This window comes from Hwangdonia seohaensis (genome assembly GCF_031932625.1).
Taxonomy (GTDB): domain Bacteria; phylum Bacteroidota; class Bacteroidia; order Flavobacteriales; family Flavobacteriaceae; genus Hwangdonia; species Hwangdonia seohaensis.
The window spans coordinates 36,593-52,590 of sequence record NZ_JAVSCK010000001.1 but is presented as its reverse complement, the minus strand read 5'-3'; the positions used below and the strand labels follow the sequence as shown (position 1 = coordinate 52,590).

At 38.2% G+C, this 15,998-nt stretch carries 14 protein-coding genes; 2 read left to right on the top strand and 12 right to left on the bottom strand.

The features are described from left to right. Position 1: 1 nt before the first annotated feature. The 7 genes from RNZ47_RS00200 to RNZ47_RS00170 all read right to left on the bottom strand — a co-directional run bounded on the left by RNZ47_RS00200 (position 2) and on the right by RNZ47_RS00170 (position 6,203). Entirely contained in the window at positions 2-1,117 is a 1,116-nt protein-coding gene (locus RNZ47_RS00200; protein WP_311934929.1) for an inorganic phosphate transporter, read from the bottom strand. 125 nt (positions 1,118-1,242) lie between these two features. Further along, entirely contained in the window at positions 1,243-2,211 is a 969-nt protein-coding gene (gene arsM, locus RNZ47_RS00195; protein WP_311934927.1) for an arsenosugar biosynthesis arsenite methyltransferase ArsM, read from the bottom strand. 81 nt (positions 2,212-2,292) lie between these two features. Next, positions 2,293-3,105 (bottom strand): purine-nucleoside phosphorylase, encoded by an 813-nt coding sequence (locus RNZ47_RS00190; RefSeq protein WP_311934925.1) that lies wholly within the window; start codon positions 3,103-3,105, stop codon positions 2,293-2,295. A 69-nt stretch (positions 3,106-3,174) separates the two neighbouring features. Continuing rightward, positions 3,175-3,804, bottom strand: coding sequence for a TIGR04282 family arsenosugar biosynthesis glycosyltransferase (locus RNZ47_RS00185; protein ID WP_311934923.1), 630 nt, complete (start codon positions 3,802-3,804; stop codon positions 3,175-3,177). Then, positions 3,797-4,291 carry a rhodanese-like domain-containing protein gene (locus RNZ47_RS00180; RefSeq protein WP_311934920.1) on the bottom strand — a complete coding sequence of 165 codons (495 nt, stop codon included), beginning with the start codon at positions 4,289-4,291 and terminating at the stop codon, positions 3,797-3,799. The genes RNZ47_RS00185 and RNZ47_RS00180 overlap by 8 nt, the downstream gene beginning before the upstream one ends. An 82-nt stretch (positions 4,292-4,373) precedes the next feature. Beyond that, positions 4,374-5,432: an arsenosugar biosynthesis radical SAM (seleno)protein ArsS gene (gene arsS, locus RNZ47_RS00175; RefSeq protein ID WP_376717807.1), complete on the bottom strand. Its 1,059-nt coding sequence runs from the start codon at positions 5,430-5,432 to the stop codon at positions 4,374-4,376. Between the two features lie 435 nt (positions 5,433-5,867). Beyond that, entirely contained in the window at positions 5,868-6,203 is a 336-nt protein-coding gene (locus RNZ47_RS00170; protein WP_311934915.1) for an arsenosugar biosynthesis-associated peroxidase-like protein, read from the bottom strand. 153 nt (positions 6,204-6,356) lie between these two features. Here RNZ47_RS00170 and xdhC point away from each other — a divergent pair, with 153 nt between their 5' ends. Continuing rightward, positions 6,357-7,148 carry a xanthine dehydrogenase accessory protein XdhC gene (xdhC, locus tag RNZ47_RS00165; RefSeq protein ID WP_311934913.1) on the top strand — a complete coding sequence of 264 codons (792 nt, stop codon included), beginning with the start codon at positions 6,357-6,359 and terminating at the stop codon, positions 7,146-7,148. Here the strand turns inward: xdhC and RNZ47_RS00160 are convergent. From RNZ47_RS00160 to RNZ47_RS00145, 4 genes are all read right to left on the bottom strand, one after another. Then, positions 7,125-7,643: a hypothetical protein gene (locus RNZ47_RS00160; protein WP_311934911.1), complete on the bottom strand. Its 519-nt coding sequence runs from the start codon at positions 7,641-7,643 to the stop codon at positions 7,125-7,127. The genes xdhC and RNZ47_RS00160 overlap by 24 nt on opposite strands. A gap of 80 nt (positions 7,644-7,723) precedes the next feature. Then, a complete protein-coding gene (locus tag RNZ47_RS00155) occupies positions 7,724-10,048 on the bottom strand; it encodes a xanthine dehydrogenase molybdopterin binding subunit (protein ID WP_311934909.1) in 2,325 nt (774 codons plus the stop codon). After that, entirely contained in the window at positions 10,041-11,450 is a 1,410-nt protein-coding gene (locus tag RNZ47_RS00150; RefSeq protein WP_311934907.1) for an FAD binding domain-containing protein, read from the bottom strand. The genes RNZ47_RS00155 and RNZ47_RS00150 overlap by 8 nt, the downstream gene beginning before the upstream one ends. After that, positions 11,450-11,929 carry a nucleoside deaminase gene (locus RNZ47_RS00145; protein WP_311934905.1) on the bottom strand — a complete coding sequence of 160 codons (480 nt, stop codon included), beginning with the start codon at positions 11,927-11,929 and terminating at the stop codon, positions 11,450-11,452. The genes RNZ47_RS00150 and RNZ47_RS00145 overlap by 1 nt, the downstream gene beginning before the upstream one ends. 206 nt (positions 11,930-12,135) lie before the next feature. On the opposite strand from RNZ47_RS00145, the gene RNZ47_RS00140 reads away from it, so the two are divergent. Continuing rightward, a complete protein-coding gene (locus RNZ47_RS00140) occupies positions 12,136-14,571 on the top strand; it encodes a helix-turn-helix domain-containing protein (RefSeq protein WP_311934903.1) in 2,436 nt (811 codons plus the stop codon). Positions 14,572-14,669: 98 nt separating this feature from the next. Here RNZ47_RS00140 and RNZ47_RS00135 read toward each other — a convergent pair whose 3' ends face one another. Further along, complete coding sequence (locus RNZ47_RS00135) at positions 14,670-15,812, bottom strand: acyl-CoA dehydrogenase (RefSeq protein WP_311934901.1); 1,143 nt, start codon at positions 15,810-15,812, stop codon at positions 14,670-14,672. Positions 15,813-15,998 lie beyond the last annotated feature (186 nt).

Sequence of the window (15,998 nt, the reverse complement as noted above, 5' to 3'; positions counted from 1 at the left end):
TTTATGATAAAGTTTCTAAAAGTTTAAATAAAATTGCACTTACAATGGCTGCCAATGGTAGCGTTAAAAACCAAGATAACAATATTTTGCTTATCATTTTGTAATCTGCTTTTTTTGTCGCAGTTCCTATTCCGAAAATAGAACCAACCGATACATGGGTGGTAGAAACCGGTAGCCCATTAATGCTTGCCGTAGTTACCAACAAACCTGTAATTAAGTTGGCGGTAAACCCTTGTCCGGAATTCATCGGCGTGATTTTTTTACTCATGGTCAACCCTACTTTTTTGGAATTTATCAATCCACCAAAAGCCATGACAATAGCAATAATTGCCATGCTTAATTTAATGTCTATAACGTTGATTATTAAAAGCAATCCAACAATTTTGGGCGTGTCGTTTAATCCGCGCGCAAAACTTACAATGCCGGCGCTTAAATAATGTAAAGCATCTAAAACTTTTTGTGAACTTAAGCCTAGAATTTGCCCTTCGTAAGTTTCTGTTTTATTTTGAATGGTGGCTTTAATAGCGGTTTTGGATTTTAAACTTAAGGTTTTATCCATATTTAAAGTAGCTATGGACTGCGTTTGTTTTTTATGGATATTCAAATTTGTTTTTTTGGTAACGCCTAATTGTTTTCTAAAGTATTTAAAAATAATGTAAAGCATTAAACTTAATACAGCGGCCATTAAAGGACTCACAATTAATGGTATTAAAAAAGTGCTTCCTAGTTTTTCAAAATTAAACTGAGAGCCCACTGCCATAACACCGGCACCAAATAATGCGCCCAGTAAACTATGTGTTGTAGAAATGGGCATGCCGATTTTTGTGGCAATAAATACGGTTAAAGCGGCTCCAAAAGCTATTGAAATAGCAAAAATAGGCATTGCAATTAGTTCGTTTGGGACTAATCCTTTTCCTGAAAAATTCTTGACCAATTCGTTTGCCAAAAAAATCGCAGCTACAGAACCTGAAAGTGTGGTAATGGTTGCCCAATTAATAGCCTTTTGGTAGTTGGTGGTACCGCTTCCAAAAAGCGTGGCAACACCTTTAAAATTATCGTTAGCACCATTGCTGTACGCTAAAAAACAGGCTGAAAGAAATAAAAGAGCAAGAATCATTAATAAACCGTTTATTAAGATTTTGACGATTATATAAGTGATTGCTTACTATTATCTTTAAAAATTAAATGTTAAAAAAAGAGCGACCCATGGGTCGCTCTTTTAATTATTTTGCAATTAGATGCTTAGCAACAACCGCCACCATCGTAATGAAACGTAGATTCTGAAAAATAGATATCATCTCTGTTTAAAGCTTGTAACGTTGCAGCTGTTTTGTCGCATATCGCTAAGGGTTGATTTTTTAGTAAAACATGACCCGCTTTGTCGTCAAAATAATTATCGGCGCCATAATAAATAGCTGCTTTCCCAGTAAAAACACATGGGCCATCAGCAGGCATCGGGTCTTTAATGGCAGCAACTTCTATGGATTCAATATAGATTAATTCGTCTGTTGGGTAATTTTTAGGATCAAGAATTCTGTACGGTTTCCGCGCTCTAATTTCAATGGTTCCAAAACCTGCATCGGTTAATGCTTTTACGTATTCTGCAATGGGCAAACTACCGCTTAAACAAAGGGCCCGTAAACGTTCGTCGTTACGCAGTTCATCATTCATGTGTTGTTCGCAGGTCGGGTCGCTCATTACTAAACGCCCGTGGGGTTTTAGTACACGGTACATTTCGGCAATGGCTTTTTTTAAATCATCAGCCTTAAAAATATTGAATAAGCAGTTTTGTGCGGCCACGTCTATACTATTATCTTCAACAGGAAGATTCATGGCATCCCCTTTTTTAAGGTCGACAAATTCACTTTTAAACCAGGGGTTTTGTGCTTCGGCTTCCATGAAGTTTTTGCGTGAAGCTTCTAACATTTCATCGACAACATCCACACCAATTACACCGCCTTTTTGACGATTGAAGTAGGCAAATTGCAGCAATTCCATACCACCGCCCACACCAACATAAAGCATTTTTGGGTTGTTGGTTAAATCGCGTGCATGAACGGTAGAACCACAGCCATAGTTCATTTCCTGCATGATTTTTGGGATTTTTAACCCTGGCAATTCCCAAATAGGGTTTGTGGTGCAACAGAGCCCGATATCGGGCGTTAACGCCGCTTCTTTGTAAACGTTGTGTGTGGTTTCTAGATAGCTCATTTTTTTTCAGTTTGCAGTTGGCAGTATTCAGTTTATAGTACCAGAATAACTGAAGACTGTGGACTGAAAACCGCCAACTAATTAAAGTGTTTTTATTAATTCCTTAAATAATGTAATCATATTTGGTTCTGCTTTTGCAGCCATGGCTATGATTTCTGAAATATCAACAGGTTTTAGATTATCTGGGTCGCATTCATCGGTTAAAACTGACACTGCCGCTACTTTTATATTTAGATGATTGGCAACAATAATCTCGGGAACGGTGCTCATACCAACGGCATCGGCACCAATAATTTTAAGCATTCTGTATTCGGCGCGTGTTTCCAATTGCGGGCCAACAACACTGGCGTAAACGCCTTCGTGAAGTTTTATGTTGCGGTTTTTGGCAATGGTTTTAAATGTAGAATTGATGCCCTCATTGTACGGTGCACTCATATCCGTAAAGCGTTCGCCTAAATTCTCGACACCGTTAAAAGCCAATGGCGAACTGCCTTGTAAATTTATATGATCCTCAATAAGCATGAGTTCCCCTTTTTTGAAGTTGAGGTTTATAGCACCGGCGGCGTTGGAAACCAACAAGGTTGTTATGCCCAATTTTTCCATAATACGTACCGGATAGGTAACATCTTGTAGCGTGTAACCTTCGTATAAATGAAAACGGCCTTGCATAACAATAACTTTTTTTCCGGCTAAATTACCATAAACAAGTTTCCCTTTATGAAACTCGACCGTGGCGGTTGGAAAGTAAGGAATATGGTTGTAGCTAGCCTCAACCAAAATGTCTATTTCGTTTATAAGTTGACCCAATCCGGTACCTAAAATGATACCAATTTCTGGGCTTTCGAATCCTTTTTCTTGAAGGTATTCAACAGTTTCGTTAATGTATTTTAACATGTATTAATATTTGTGAATTTGAAAAATTTGATTAAAAATAAGAGTTTCCAGCAACTGTTTGCCATCTTTTCAATCATTTAATTGTTCTATGCGGTGTTGTAATTTAATATTCGATTTGTAAAATGCTGAGGCTTGTAAATCTTCAAATGTGTCGATGTCGTTTAAAGGCTCAAGTAACCCGAAAGATACAGCATTTTGTTGTAATTCGTTTAAAGTAACTTCTAATAAATTGGATTGGCTCCACGGTTTGTTATCGAAAATAAAATGATGCATTTTGCTCATGCCGATTAGGTAATAGCCACCATCGACGGCGGGACCAAAAACAACGTCATGGGTTTTTAGTGATTGCAATCCGGTTTTAATATAAGTGGCATTGATGTCGGGCAAATCGGAGCCGATTAACACGATGTTTTCATATCCATCTTCAATTCCTTTTATAAAGGCGTTTTTCATGCGCTCGCCTAAATCTTTACCTTTTTGAACGGCTTTATATTGGCCTTTCCATTTGGAATCAATTATGGCATCAGAAAAATAAATACGCTTATCGATTGCTATATGTTCAGTAGCTTTTTCGGTGATTTTAACCAGTTCGCTGTACACCTCAAAGGCCGCTTGATTGCCAATGGTTTTGGCGAGTCGCGTTTTTACTTTGCCCAGTTTGATGTTTTTCACAAAAACGATAATGAGTGCTTTAGTCATAAATTTTAATGCCTTTTTTTAACCATTTACTCCATTCTTTATTGAATGTGTGTATGCTATCGGTTTCTTTTTCTTCGGAATTATAAACGGGTAAATTGTTGTTTTTCCATTCAAAAATTCCACCGTATAAATTGTAAATACTGGTGTAACCTGCTTTTTTGAGTTTTTCGGCAATATCTTCGGACCGTACTCCTATCGAGCAATACACGATTACAGGTTGCTGTTTGTTGTTGAGTTTTTTGATGGTTTTTTTAAGATTGAAATCGTTGTAACCCACATAAATAGCGTTTTTTAATCGACTGGTTTTGTATTCTGAAAATTCCCGAGCATCTAAAATAACGGCGTTTAGTTGTTTTGAAGCGTCATTAACCGTAATGTACGGGATGCTTTCTGTATTGTATTTTTTTAAGATTTCTGCAATTGATTTTTGAGAAAAACTTAAAGTAGATATTAAGAATATTATAATGTATGCTATTTTTTTTGCCACGAATTCACGAATATTTTATTTAAGAAATATAGATTGTTTATAATATAATACCTGCAAACGGCTACTGATTACTGACGAGTAGCTACGCCACAACGCCTTGACAGCTACTTCCGGCTCCCGCGGTACAACCGTAACAGTGTTGCGAAATTACAATATTTCGGCCTTCCAATAGTGCTTCGTTGTATTCCGAAATATGTTTGGCTTTACTGTTTACGGGCAATTCCAACATTTGGTTAAAATCGCAGTCGAATAAATAACCGTCCCAACTTACAGACAGCGTATTGGTGCACATCACGTTTGCAACGGCAGCAGGATTGTAGGCTTCAACGAGCGCGTACATGTAATCTTCATAATTTTCCGAAGCGATCAAATAATCCAAAAACCGTGAAATCGGTAAATTGGTAATGGCGAATAAATTATGGAATTGAATGTTGAAATCTTCTTTTAACGCTTTTTTAAAATCCTTTTCCATAGCGGTTTGATCGCCCGGTAAAAACGCACCCGACGGATTGTAAACCAAATCTAATTTAAGCTTGCTGTCTGGCATGCCGTAACCAACGGCGTTTAATTCTTGTAACGCTTTTATGGATTGATCGAATACACCTTCGCCACGTTGTTTATCGGTTTTTCCGCGTGTCCAATGTGGCATGGAGCTTACTACGTGTATATTGTGTTTTTTAAAGAATTCCGGTAAATCGTGATATTTTTTATTGGCGCGGATAATGGTGAGGTTGGAACGCACGATAAAATCTGTAATACCGGCTTTGGATGCTTCTTCGACAAACCAACGGAAATCGGGGTTCATTTCGGGTGCACCACCTGTTAAGTCGAGCGTGTGCGCGCCTGTTTTTTTTATAACATTTAAACACTGCTGCATGGTTTCTCGGGTCATGATTTCTTTGCGGTCTGGACCCGCATCAACATGACAGTGCTCGCAAACTTGATTGCACATATAGCCCACGTTTATCTGTAGGATTTCCAGTTTTTTCGCTTTAAGCGGAAACTGATTGGTTTCGGCAATTTTAGCTTTAAAGGTTGGCAGTTCGCCGTTTTTGAAAATACCGTTAGATAGAATTTCCAGTTGCCTGTTGCTTTGTGCTAAATCGCTTTGGCGTTTATGTAAGGATTGTGTTTTTGTCATATTCATTTTTTTTCTGTTCATTTTGCCTTGATGCAAAACGAACCAAAAATTCATGTCAATCTGAGGAAATTGCTAAAGCATCATTCGCTTTCGGAATTACGTGCTTGAAGCTACGCTTCGCATCTTCATTCCTTTGCTTTTTATTTCTGCAGATTGACTTTCCCGACTGCGCCGGAATTTAGGGCTTGACTTTTTGTTTGGTTTCTTTTCTGTTTTTAACTTGTTTTTTGTTTTCCCCAAAATTCTTTTTAAATAAACTCTGACTACAGGCCGGTTATTGCCCACTGCAAACGGGCCCGCATTAGGGATTGAACGGTTCGACTGCGCTCACCGTAGGCTAAATGTTTGAGCTCCCCGACGCAGGAGGGAGCGAGTAGTGAAAGCCCGACCCGACGGTCGCTGAGGTACTCGAAGCGCAGGGTAACGCCCAAAAAATTACCCGTCCAGTTTGTTTACTTTATTCATCATTTGCACACCATGAACCAAGGTTGCTCCGCTTTTTATGGCGGCGCCTACGTGTAGGGCTTCCATCATTTCTTCTTTGGTTATGCCGCGTTGCAGGCCGTCTTTGGTGTAAGCATCGATGCAGTACGGGCATTGCTCGGTGTGCGAAACGGCTAGCGCGATTAATGATTTTTCGCGGGCAGTGAGCGCACTTTCTTTAAAGACCGAATTGTAATAATCGAAAAATTTGGTGCCCAATTCTTCGTTCCACTCGGTGATATTTCCGAATTTTTTAAGATCTGCTGGGTCGTAATATGTTTTAGACATAGTTATTTGTTATGTGTTAAGTAGACGAAAGCTTTTGCTAAAGTTTACAGTAAATTTAGTTAAATTATTGCTGGTTTATTTTGGCTTAAACATAATGATATTATAAGATACCATCCGTTAAAAAAGTCTTATTTTTATTGGCATTTTATTTTTATGTTAAACTGGATAGACTTACTGAAGCATTATAAAGATAAGCGGGAAGCTGTGGCTTTAATTACCGTTACCCAATGCCTTGGCTCGACACCTTGTGTGGTTGGTTCGAGAATGATTGTTACCAAAAACAGGGATATTCACGGTACCATTGGTGGTGGAAAACTTGAGTTTAATGCCATAGATGAGGCGATTATTGCCATTAATGAAAATAGAATTATGACATCGAGTTACACCTTAGGGCCGGAATTTGAGCAATGTTGTGGCGGTAAAGTGGAATTAATTATTGAACCTATGAACCAATATCCGAAATTATTTGTGTTTGGCGCGGGACACATTGGTGTTGAAATTTGTAATATGATGGAAAACACCCCTTTTGAAGTGCATTTAATTGATTCTCGAGCCAATTGGTTCTCTAAAATTCCATTGAAAGCTCACGTCCATAAACATGAAGCCAAATTAAACGATTTTAAAACCTTTAAGGATGCGGTGCAATGGGGAAGCCAATGTTATGTATTGGTTTTAACGCTCGACCATAAATTGGATTTTGATATTATTGCGATGGCACTAAAACAGGATACCGAGTTTTTAGGGTTGATTGGCAGTAAAACCAAGCGTGTGCGATTTAACAATATGCTTATTAAAGACATGCAGATTATAGAAGGCATGGGCCATGTAGTTTGCCCTATTGGTTTGGAACTTGGTGGTAATTCGCCCAAGGAAATTGCGATAAGTGTTGTGGCGCAACTCATTCAAATACACTATAAAGGTTTACCCGAAAAGCGTTTCGCTTAATGCGTAATAAATGGCCATAATTGCTGAAAAAATAGCACTTCCCAAAAATCGCCACTTGAGTTTAAATCGGTTTTGAATGATATAATTCGCAATAAATGAAATTAAAATGTTGGCTAAAAACGACCAAAAGGCAATGGCTAAAAGATTCCAGCCAATTGTTTTGAACTCACCGGAAAATAACTTGATAAACAACAAATGCCTTGCTACCCATAATGGATTAAAATAAAGTACGGCAAGTCCTGTTTTGGTTAGCGTCGCTTTAATGCCTTTTAAATGGGCTGTTTTTTTTACAATCCAATCAAAATAATTTGGGATTTCGAAAGCGTAAAAGGTGGCTCCAACGAGCATCAGGCCTAGGACACGATATACTGAAAACTCATCAATTAAAAGTGCTGCAATAGTATCTCCGGCACTATAAATTAGTGCGCCTTTAAGGATGTTGGATGTTTTGTAGTGTAGTGCGATAGGTTTAGTTATTGTCCTGCAAGGTTTCAAAAACCTTGTAGGTATTAATCATCTTTTTACACCTACAAGGTCGAAAAAAAAGGCCTTGCAGGATAGGTTGTGAGTACAATTTAGCTTTCATACAAACCCATGAGTACTTTTTCCGGAGTCATAGGTGCGTGGAATTTTAGTTTATAATTTGGGTTAAACGCTTTAAGGGCATTCTGAATGGCGAAATAAGCACCAATGCCGTACATTAATGGCGGTTCGCCAACAGCTTTCGATTTTAAGATGGCCAGCTTATGCCCACTGGTTTCCAAAGGCACTGTTTCAACTGTTTTTGGTACTGAAAATATATCAGGAACTTTATATGTCGATAATGCATTTGAAAGCAATTTGCCTTCATCGTTATATGCGATTTCTTCCATAGTCATCCATCCGATGCCTTGTGCCAATGCGCCTTCAACCTGCCCCAAATCAATGGCTTTGTTCATGCTTTTGCCGTAGTCGTGTACTATTTTAACAGCGTCAAATTCGTAGGTGCCGCGCGTGCAATCAACGGTTGTGGTAATAATGGCGGTTCCATAAACGTGATAGGCGAAAGGATGTCCTTTTTCCTTAGATTTATCAAAGTGGATTTCTGGAGTGGCGTAGTGAGCGTTTTCAGTTAAAGCGACACGTTTCAACATGGTTTTACTGATGAGCTCCGTCCACGATAAATCCGATTTTTCATTATTTACATAAACGAATTCATCTTTTAATTCAATGTGTTCTTCTGAAACATTAAAGTCTTCCGAAGCCACTTTTTTCAAACGGTCAAGTAACGCGTTACAAGCTTTTAATGTTGCTTTTCCGTTTAAATCGGCCGTAGAACTTGCCGCAGAAGGCGAGGTATTGGCAACTCTTGTGGTGTTTGTGGTTTCAATCTTTATTTTTTCAATAGGAATAGAAAATACCTGTGCTGCAATCTGCATGATTTTGGTGTTTACGCCTTGACCCATTTCAACAGCGGCAGTGCTAATGCCAACGCTTCCGTCAAGGTAAATATGAACCAAGGCACGTGCGTGATTCATGGGTGTATTGGTAAATGAGATGCCGAAACAAATAGGCATGAGCGCTATGCCCTTTTTGAAATTTTGATGGTTTTTGTTAAAATCTTCAACCTCTTTTTCCAAAGTTTCAATATGGTAAATCGATTTGGCCGAATCCCAAGTGTTTTTAGCTTCCACTTGTTTGGCAATTTGACCATAGGAAAAGGTATCGTTTTCTTGAAGCAAGTTAATTTCTTGAATTTTTTGTGCGGGCACGCCAATTTCATGTGCAGCTTTTGCAATAGCAGATTCTATAACAAACATGCCTTGTGGTCCGCCAAAACCACGAAATGCTGTGTTTGGTGGCAAATTGGTTTTGCAACTTAAAACGGTTGTGGTCACGTTCGGAACAAAATAACTGTTGGTCGCGTGAAATAAGGTGCGTTCGGCAATGGCGGGCGATAAATCGGCGGCAGCACCCGAATTTTGAAGAAACTCAGCTTCGTAAGCCAAAATTTTTAAGTCTTTTGAAAGCCCTATTTTATAGATACTTTCATAAGGATGCCGCTTGCCCGTCATGCGTAAATCGTCATGGCGATTCAGTATTAATTTTACTGATTGGTTTAAATGAAAAGTTCCCAAAGCAGCCATAACGGCCCAAGGAGTGGCTTGGTCTTCTTTTCCGCCAAAACCACCTCCCAGACGAGTAACGTCCACTTCAATTTTGTGCATGGAAACGCCTAAAACCTGGGCAACAGTTTTTTGGACAGCTGTTGGCCCTTGGGTTGATGAGGTGATTTTAATGTTTCCATTTTCTAAAGGTTCGGCATAAGCGCCCTGCGCTTCGATGTATAAATGTTCTTGTCCGTTTGAGAAGGTTTCGCCCTCAAAAACATAGGTGCAATTTGCAAAGGCTTTTTCGGTGTCACCTAAACTAAAAGTACGCGGAGCATTTATAAAACTGCCTTTCGCCTTGGCTTGTTTTGCGGTGGTAATAACTGGTAATTCCTCGATTTCAATTTTAATTAATTCCCTTGCTTGTCGCGCAATAAATTCGGTTTCGGCAACGATAAGTGCGATTGGCATGCCGCAAAAATGAACCTCGTTTTCGGCAAATAAAGGTTCGTCTGGAATAATGCCACCAATTTGGTTTTTTCCGGGAATATCTTTGTAGGTAAAAATGCGTTCAACACCCTCCAAAGCTTCCGCTTTAGAATAATCAACATGCTTTATTTTTCCGTGTGCTTTTGGCGAATCGAAAACCACGGCGTGAAATGTGCCTTGTCTGATATTTACATCATCAACATACAACGATTCACCACGAAGATGGGTGTACGAATCCAGGTTTTTTATGCTCTGTTTTAAAGCCGTTTCAACTTGCGATTTTTTAAAATCCAAAATGGTATTTGATTTGTTTTTATGCATGTTGAACAAAGTCGTTTAAAGTGAATTGCTTCGGAAATAACTCGGTGAAATGTGCAAAGAACAACTGTCTTGCCAATAAACGTTTGTAATCGCTCGAACCGCGAACATCGCTAATTGGAGAAATTTCGTTTTGGAGGATTTCGTTGGCTTCAAGTATGGTTTCAGCAGTCAAAGGTTTTCCGGTTAAAAACCGAGACGTGTCGTGTAAATACTTCGGAATGGCAGCAACACCACCAATGGACACATGTGCTTCTAAGATCATGCTGTTTTCAACTGAAAGAAGAATGGCAGAATTAACGCTAGCAATATCTAAATGGGTTCTTTTAGAAACTTTTTCAAAATTAAAAAACGAATGTGGAGTTGGTAATTTAAAACGAATTGTTTTCAGCAATTCACCTTCGTTTAGATCAAATTTTTTATAATCTTTATAGAAATTTTTAAGCGCTAAATGTCTTTCGGTTCCGTTATCATTTAAAATGGTAATTTCGCTGTTTAATGCTAAAAAGAAGATGGTCATATCGCCAATGGGCGAAGCGTTGACTAGGTTTCCACCAAATGAAGCCATGTTTCTAATTTGCTCTGAAGACACCAATTTCAGATGTTTTTTTAGATTTGGAAAATAGTGGTTTATTTCATGGTGATTCCATAAATCGGAAACGGTTGAATTGGTTCCGATGGTGCAAATGCCGTTGTTTGTGTTTATGCCTTTTAAAGCATCTTTTTCAGTTATAAGATGCACCGCATTGTCAACTAAATTATCGGCTTGCTGCACATATAAATCGGTGCCTCCGGCAACATATTTTCCTTTGGGCTGTTGTATTGCTTTAGCTTTTAAGTTTTTTAAACGCTTCGGGATATCCTTAAAATATTCGGGAAAAAATTCGTTTTCAATTAACCAATTAAATGAATTTTCATCTGTATTTCCTAATTTATCGCATACATGTTGCGCTGCTTTTTCAATAGATTTATAGCCTGTGCACCTGCAAATATTTCCGCTGATGGCATCTAAAGCATGGTTGTAATTTTTTTCAGAATTTGACAAAGCAAAACCCGTTAACGCAACCACGAATCCAGGAGTGCAAAATCCGCATTGCGTCGCATAATTGTCTTTCATGGCCAATTGCACAGCGGTTAGTTTTTTTGATAGGTTTGTACCTTCAACCGTTACAATGTGTTTGCCATGTGCATTACCTAAAGGCGAAATGCAGGAGGTAATGCTTTGGTAGTTTATGGTGTCATTCTCCAACGTGCCAACCAAAACGGTACATGCCCCGCAATCGCCTTCGCGACAGCCAATTTTTGTACCTGTTAAGCGTTGTTGGTAGCGTACAAAGTCGAGCAATGTCATTCCAGAATTTGCCGCCGTTTTGACAATTTTATTATTGAGAATGAATTGAATCATTAATACTCGGTTTTATCTTCTTTTTCAGTCCATTTTTGAAACGCTTCTAAAGCGATATCGCGAGCAAGCTGCTCAAAAGGAATGCTTCGTTTTTCATAAGGCAAAGGGATTTCTTTATAGATAAACTCATCATCAAAACCAATTTTTGCCGCATCAATTTGATTGCTTCCGTAATAAACTTTATCGGGTCGCGCCCAATAAATAGCCCCCAAACACATCGGACAGGGCTCGCAAGAGGTGTAAATTTCACAGCCTTCTAATTGAAAAGAGCCTAAGTTTTTACAGGCATCTCTAATTGCCGTAACTTCGGCATGCGCCGTGGGATCGTTGGTAGATGTGACTTTGTTGTTGCCTCTTCCAACAATTTCACCATCTTTAACAATTACGCATCCAAAAGGGCCACCTTCATTATTTTGCATGCCTTTAAGCGCTGCATTTACAGCTTCGAGCATGAATTTTTCTTTCTTTAATGTATTCATTTTTTTTCTTTTATTAGAGGATAAATAAGCACACCAATATACAATTTTTAAAACCTTAATTGAAGCAGATATTAATTAAAAACTATATTTTAGCAACACTGTAAATTGAAGAAATCATATTGTATTTCATCGATTCAGTACTTGCTTTTTTATAGCTACGGACGTATTAGGAGCAACCTAGTTATGAAGTTAACCAAATTTTTAAAATGAACGTAAATAACGAATTGGATTTAGCCTGGGATTTTGTAAATAATACAGACAGAAATGTGTTTTTAACAGGAAAAGCCGGTACGGGAAAAACCACGTTTTTACACAGACTAAAAATGAAATCGTTAAAGCGTATGGTTGTGGTGGCGCCAACGGGCGTAGCCGCAATTAATGCCAAAGGGGTTACCATTCATTCGTTTTTCCAGATGCCTTTTGGCCCTATTTTGCCCGATGCCGATTTGGGTGCTTCTTCGGGTTTCAATCGTAAATTCAGCAAAACAAAAATCAATATTATCAAATCTTTAGACCTTTTGGTAATTGATGAAATTAGTATGGTTCGCGCCGATTTATTGGATGGCATCGATAAAACCCTAAGGCGGTTTAAAAATAAAAATAAAGTATTTGGTGGCGTGCAATTATTAATGATTGGCGATTTGCAGCAATTGTCGCCGGTTATTAAGGACAACGAATGGCAATTATTAAAAGCGCACTACAAAAACGGCTTCTTTTTTAGTAGCCATGCCTATCAACAATGCAACGCCATTACAGTAGAATTAAAACATATTTACAGGCAGGATAACCCTAAATTTATTGAAATTCTAAACGAAATTAGAGACAATTGCTTGACCCAAGCTTCGGCAGATGAATTGAACAAATGTTACCAACCTAATTTCGTGCCCGATAAAAACGACGGTTACATTGCTTTAACAACGCACAACAATAAAGCGGAACAAACCAACCGCTCCGAATTGGCCAAACTAAAAACAAAAGCGCATACTTATAAAGCTGAAATTGAAGGAAAGTTTCCGGAATATGCTTATCCTAATGACGAAAAATTAGAACTGAAGGTTGGGGCACAGGTCATGTTTATTAAAAATGACAGTTCCAGCGAAAAAAGATATTTCAACGGAAAAATAGGAAAGGTCATTTTGTTGGATAAAGATGAGGTTGTTGTAAACTGTCCCGAAGATGATTTTAATATTGTAACCACCCCGGAAATTTGGGAAAACATAAATTACACCGTTGATGCCGAAACCAAAGATATTTCAGAAAATAAAATAGGGTCGTACACCCAAATGCCATTGCGATTGGCTTGGGCCATAACCATTCATAAAAGTCAGGGTTTAACCTTTGAAAAAGCCATTATAGATGCCCAAGGTGCTTTTGCGCATGGGCAAACCTATGTGGCGTTAAGCCGGTGCAAATCGTTGGAAGGTTTGGTGCTGAAAAACAAAATAGATTCCAGCCAAATTATTAGCGATACCAATGTGCTGTCGTTTGTTAAACATGCCGAAGAAAACCAACCCGATATCAGCGTTTTAAATCAATCGAAAGCTGAGTTTCAATTAAACTTAATATCCGAAATATTTCAATATTATCAGTTTCTTTATCCGATAAATCGAATATTAGATATTTATTATAAGAACCGAACGGTTATCCAAGGGCAGATTGAAACGCCCTTAAATACCATTAAAGCAGCCGTTACCAATTTGCTGAAAGTTAGCAACGGTTTTAATGCGCAACTTAAAACCTTGTCGCAATCATCGGAAGTACCGGAAACAAACAAAAACCTACAAGCGCGTTTTGTAAAGGCGGTTCATTATTTTAATGAGCAAACAAAAACAAACATTGACGAACCTTTTAAAACATTGACATTTACAACAGATAATAAAACCATTGAAAAGGATATTAATAAATTCTTGGATACCATTGAAGAATTAATAAAATCAAAATTGCTGTATTTTAATGATTTGAGTAAAGGTTTTTCTGCTCATAAATTTTTAGAATTAAGGGCGAAAGCGGTGTTTTTGGCAAAAGACAAACCTAAAAAACCTCGAAAATCGGTGGTTGACGGCACGACAAATTTGGAGTTGTTTGAATTGTTGCGCATTTTAAGAAATGAGATTGCCGAAGAAAATGACTTAATCCATTATCAAATTTTCACCCAAAAAGCACTCTACGAAATTTGCGAAACGCTGCCCACCAATAAAAAAGAATTGTTACAAGTTAACGGCATGGGAAAAGTTCGTGTTGAAAAATATGGAAGTGAGATATTAAAAGTGATTCATGCTTATTGTGATGAAAATGATATTGAAATTTCTAAAGAACCCTCATTTTTTGAAGAAGAAAAACTCAAGAAAAAACGAGGCGACACTAAAAAGGAATCTTTGGATTTATTCAAATCAGGAAAATCAATCGATGAAATAGCTAACGAAAGAGAGCTGAACCCCAATACAATAACGGGACATTTAGCGCACTTTATTCCAACGGGCGAAGTGAAAACAACCGATTTAATTTCAGAAACACATTACAAGGAATTAAAAGCGATAATTCCCAAACACAACTTCGAAAACCTTTCGGATTTAAAACATCAATTGGATGATAAATATTCCTACGGCGAATTGCGCTTGGTTTTAGATGAGTTGAAGAGCTGAATACTAACATCCTGCAAGGTTTTTTTTAACCTTGTAGGTCTGTATGAAAAAACAATTGACACCTACAAGGTTAAAAAAAACCTTGCAGGACAAATCAATTAATCCCTGATAATACTTCTGGAAATTACAATCTTTTGTATTTCAGAAGTCCCTTCGTAAATCTGTGTAATTTTTGCATCGCGCATTAAACGCTCAACGTGGTATTCTTTAACAAAGCCATTACCACCATGAATTTGTACCGCTTCAACGGTATGTTCCATTGCCACTTTTGAGGCATATAATTTCGCCATCGCGCTAGACATATCGTAGTTGTTACCTTGGTCTTTATCCCAAGCCGCTTTCATCACCAAATGGCGCGCCGCAGCAATTTCGGTATGCATATCGGCGAGTTTAAAAGCAATGGCTTGGTGGTTGCAAATTTCTGTTCCAAACGCTTTTCGTTCTTTAGAGTATTTTAAAGCCAACTCATAAGCACCTTGGGCAATTCCGAGTGCTTGGGCGGCAATACCTATGCGTCCGCCAGAAAGTGTTTTCATGGCAAATCGAAAGCCAAAACCGTCATCGCCAATCCTGTTTTCCTTAGGCACTTTTACATCGTTAAATTGAAGGGTGTGGGTGTCGCTTCCGCGGATGCCCAATTTATCTTCTTTTGGTCCCACATGAAAACCATCAGTTCCTTTTTCAACTATAAACGCATTAATCCCGTGCGAACCTTTGTCGCGGTCGGTTTGCGCAATTACCAAATACACATCGGCACGACCACCACTGGTAATCCAGTTTTTTGTACCATTAATAAGGTAATGGTCGCCTTTATCAATAGCCGTGGTTTTTTGCGACGTGGCATCGCTGCCAGCTTCGGGTTCACTTAAACAAAATGCGCCAATGTTTTCGCCAGTGGCCAACTTGGTTAAATATTTTTCTTTTTGAGCTTCGGAGCCATAAGCTTCAAGCCCGTAACAAACCAACGAATTATTTACCGATACAATTACCGAAGCCGAAGCATCAATTTTCGATAACTCTTCCATAATCAATACATAAGAAATCGCATCCATTCCGCTTCCGCCGTATTTTGGGTCAACCATTATGCCCATAAACCCTAAGTCTGCCATTTTTTTAACCAACTCCGCAGGAAATTCTTGTTTGTTATCGCGTTCAATAACACCAGGAAGCAGTTCGGTTTGAGCAAATTCGCGAGCGGCATCGCGTATCATTTTATGTTCTTCTGAAAGGTTGAAATTCATAATTCGTAATTAAAATATAGTTTTTGTAAAAAATGTTTACAAATATAGCCTTTAATTGTGAATTCTTAAAAATTAAAACTTAGTTTTCACTTGCTCATTCTTTTATAAATTTACGCGATAATTGAGATTAAAATATCTTGCAAGTTGGCTCTGTGGTTATTTGATTGAAGATGGTTACTTTTACTT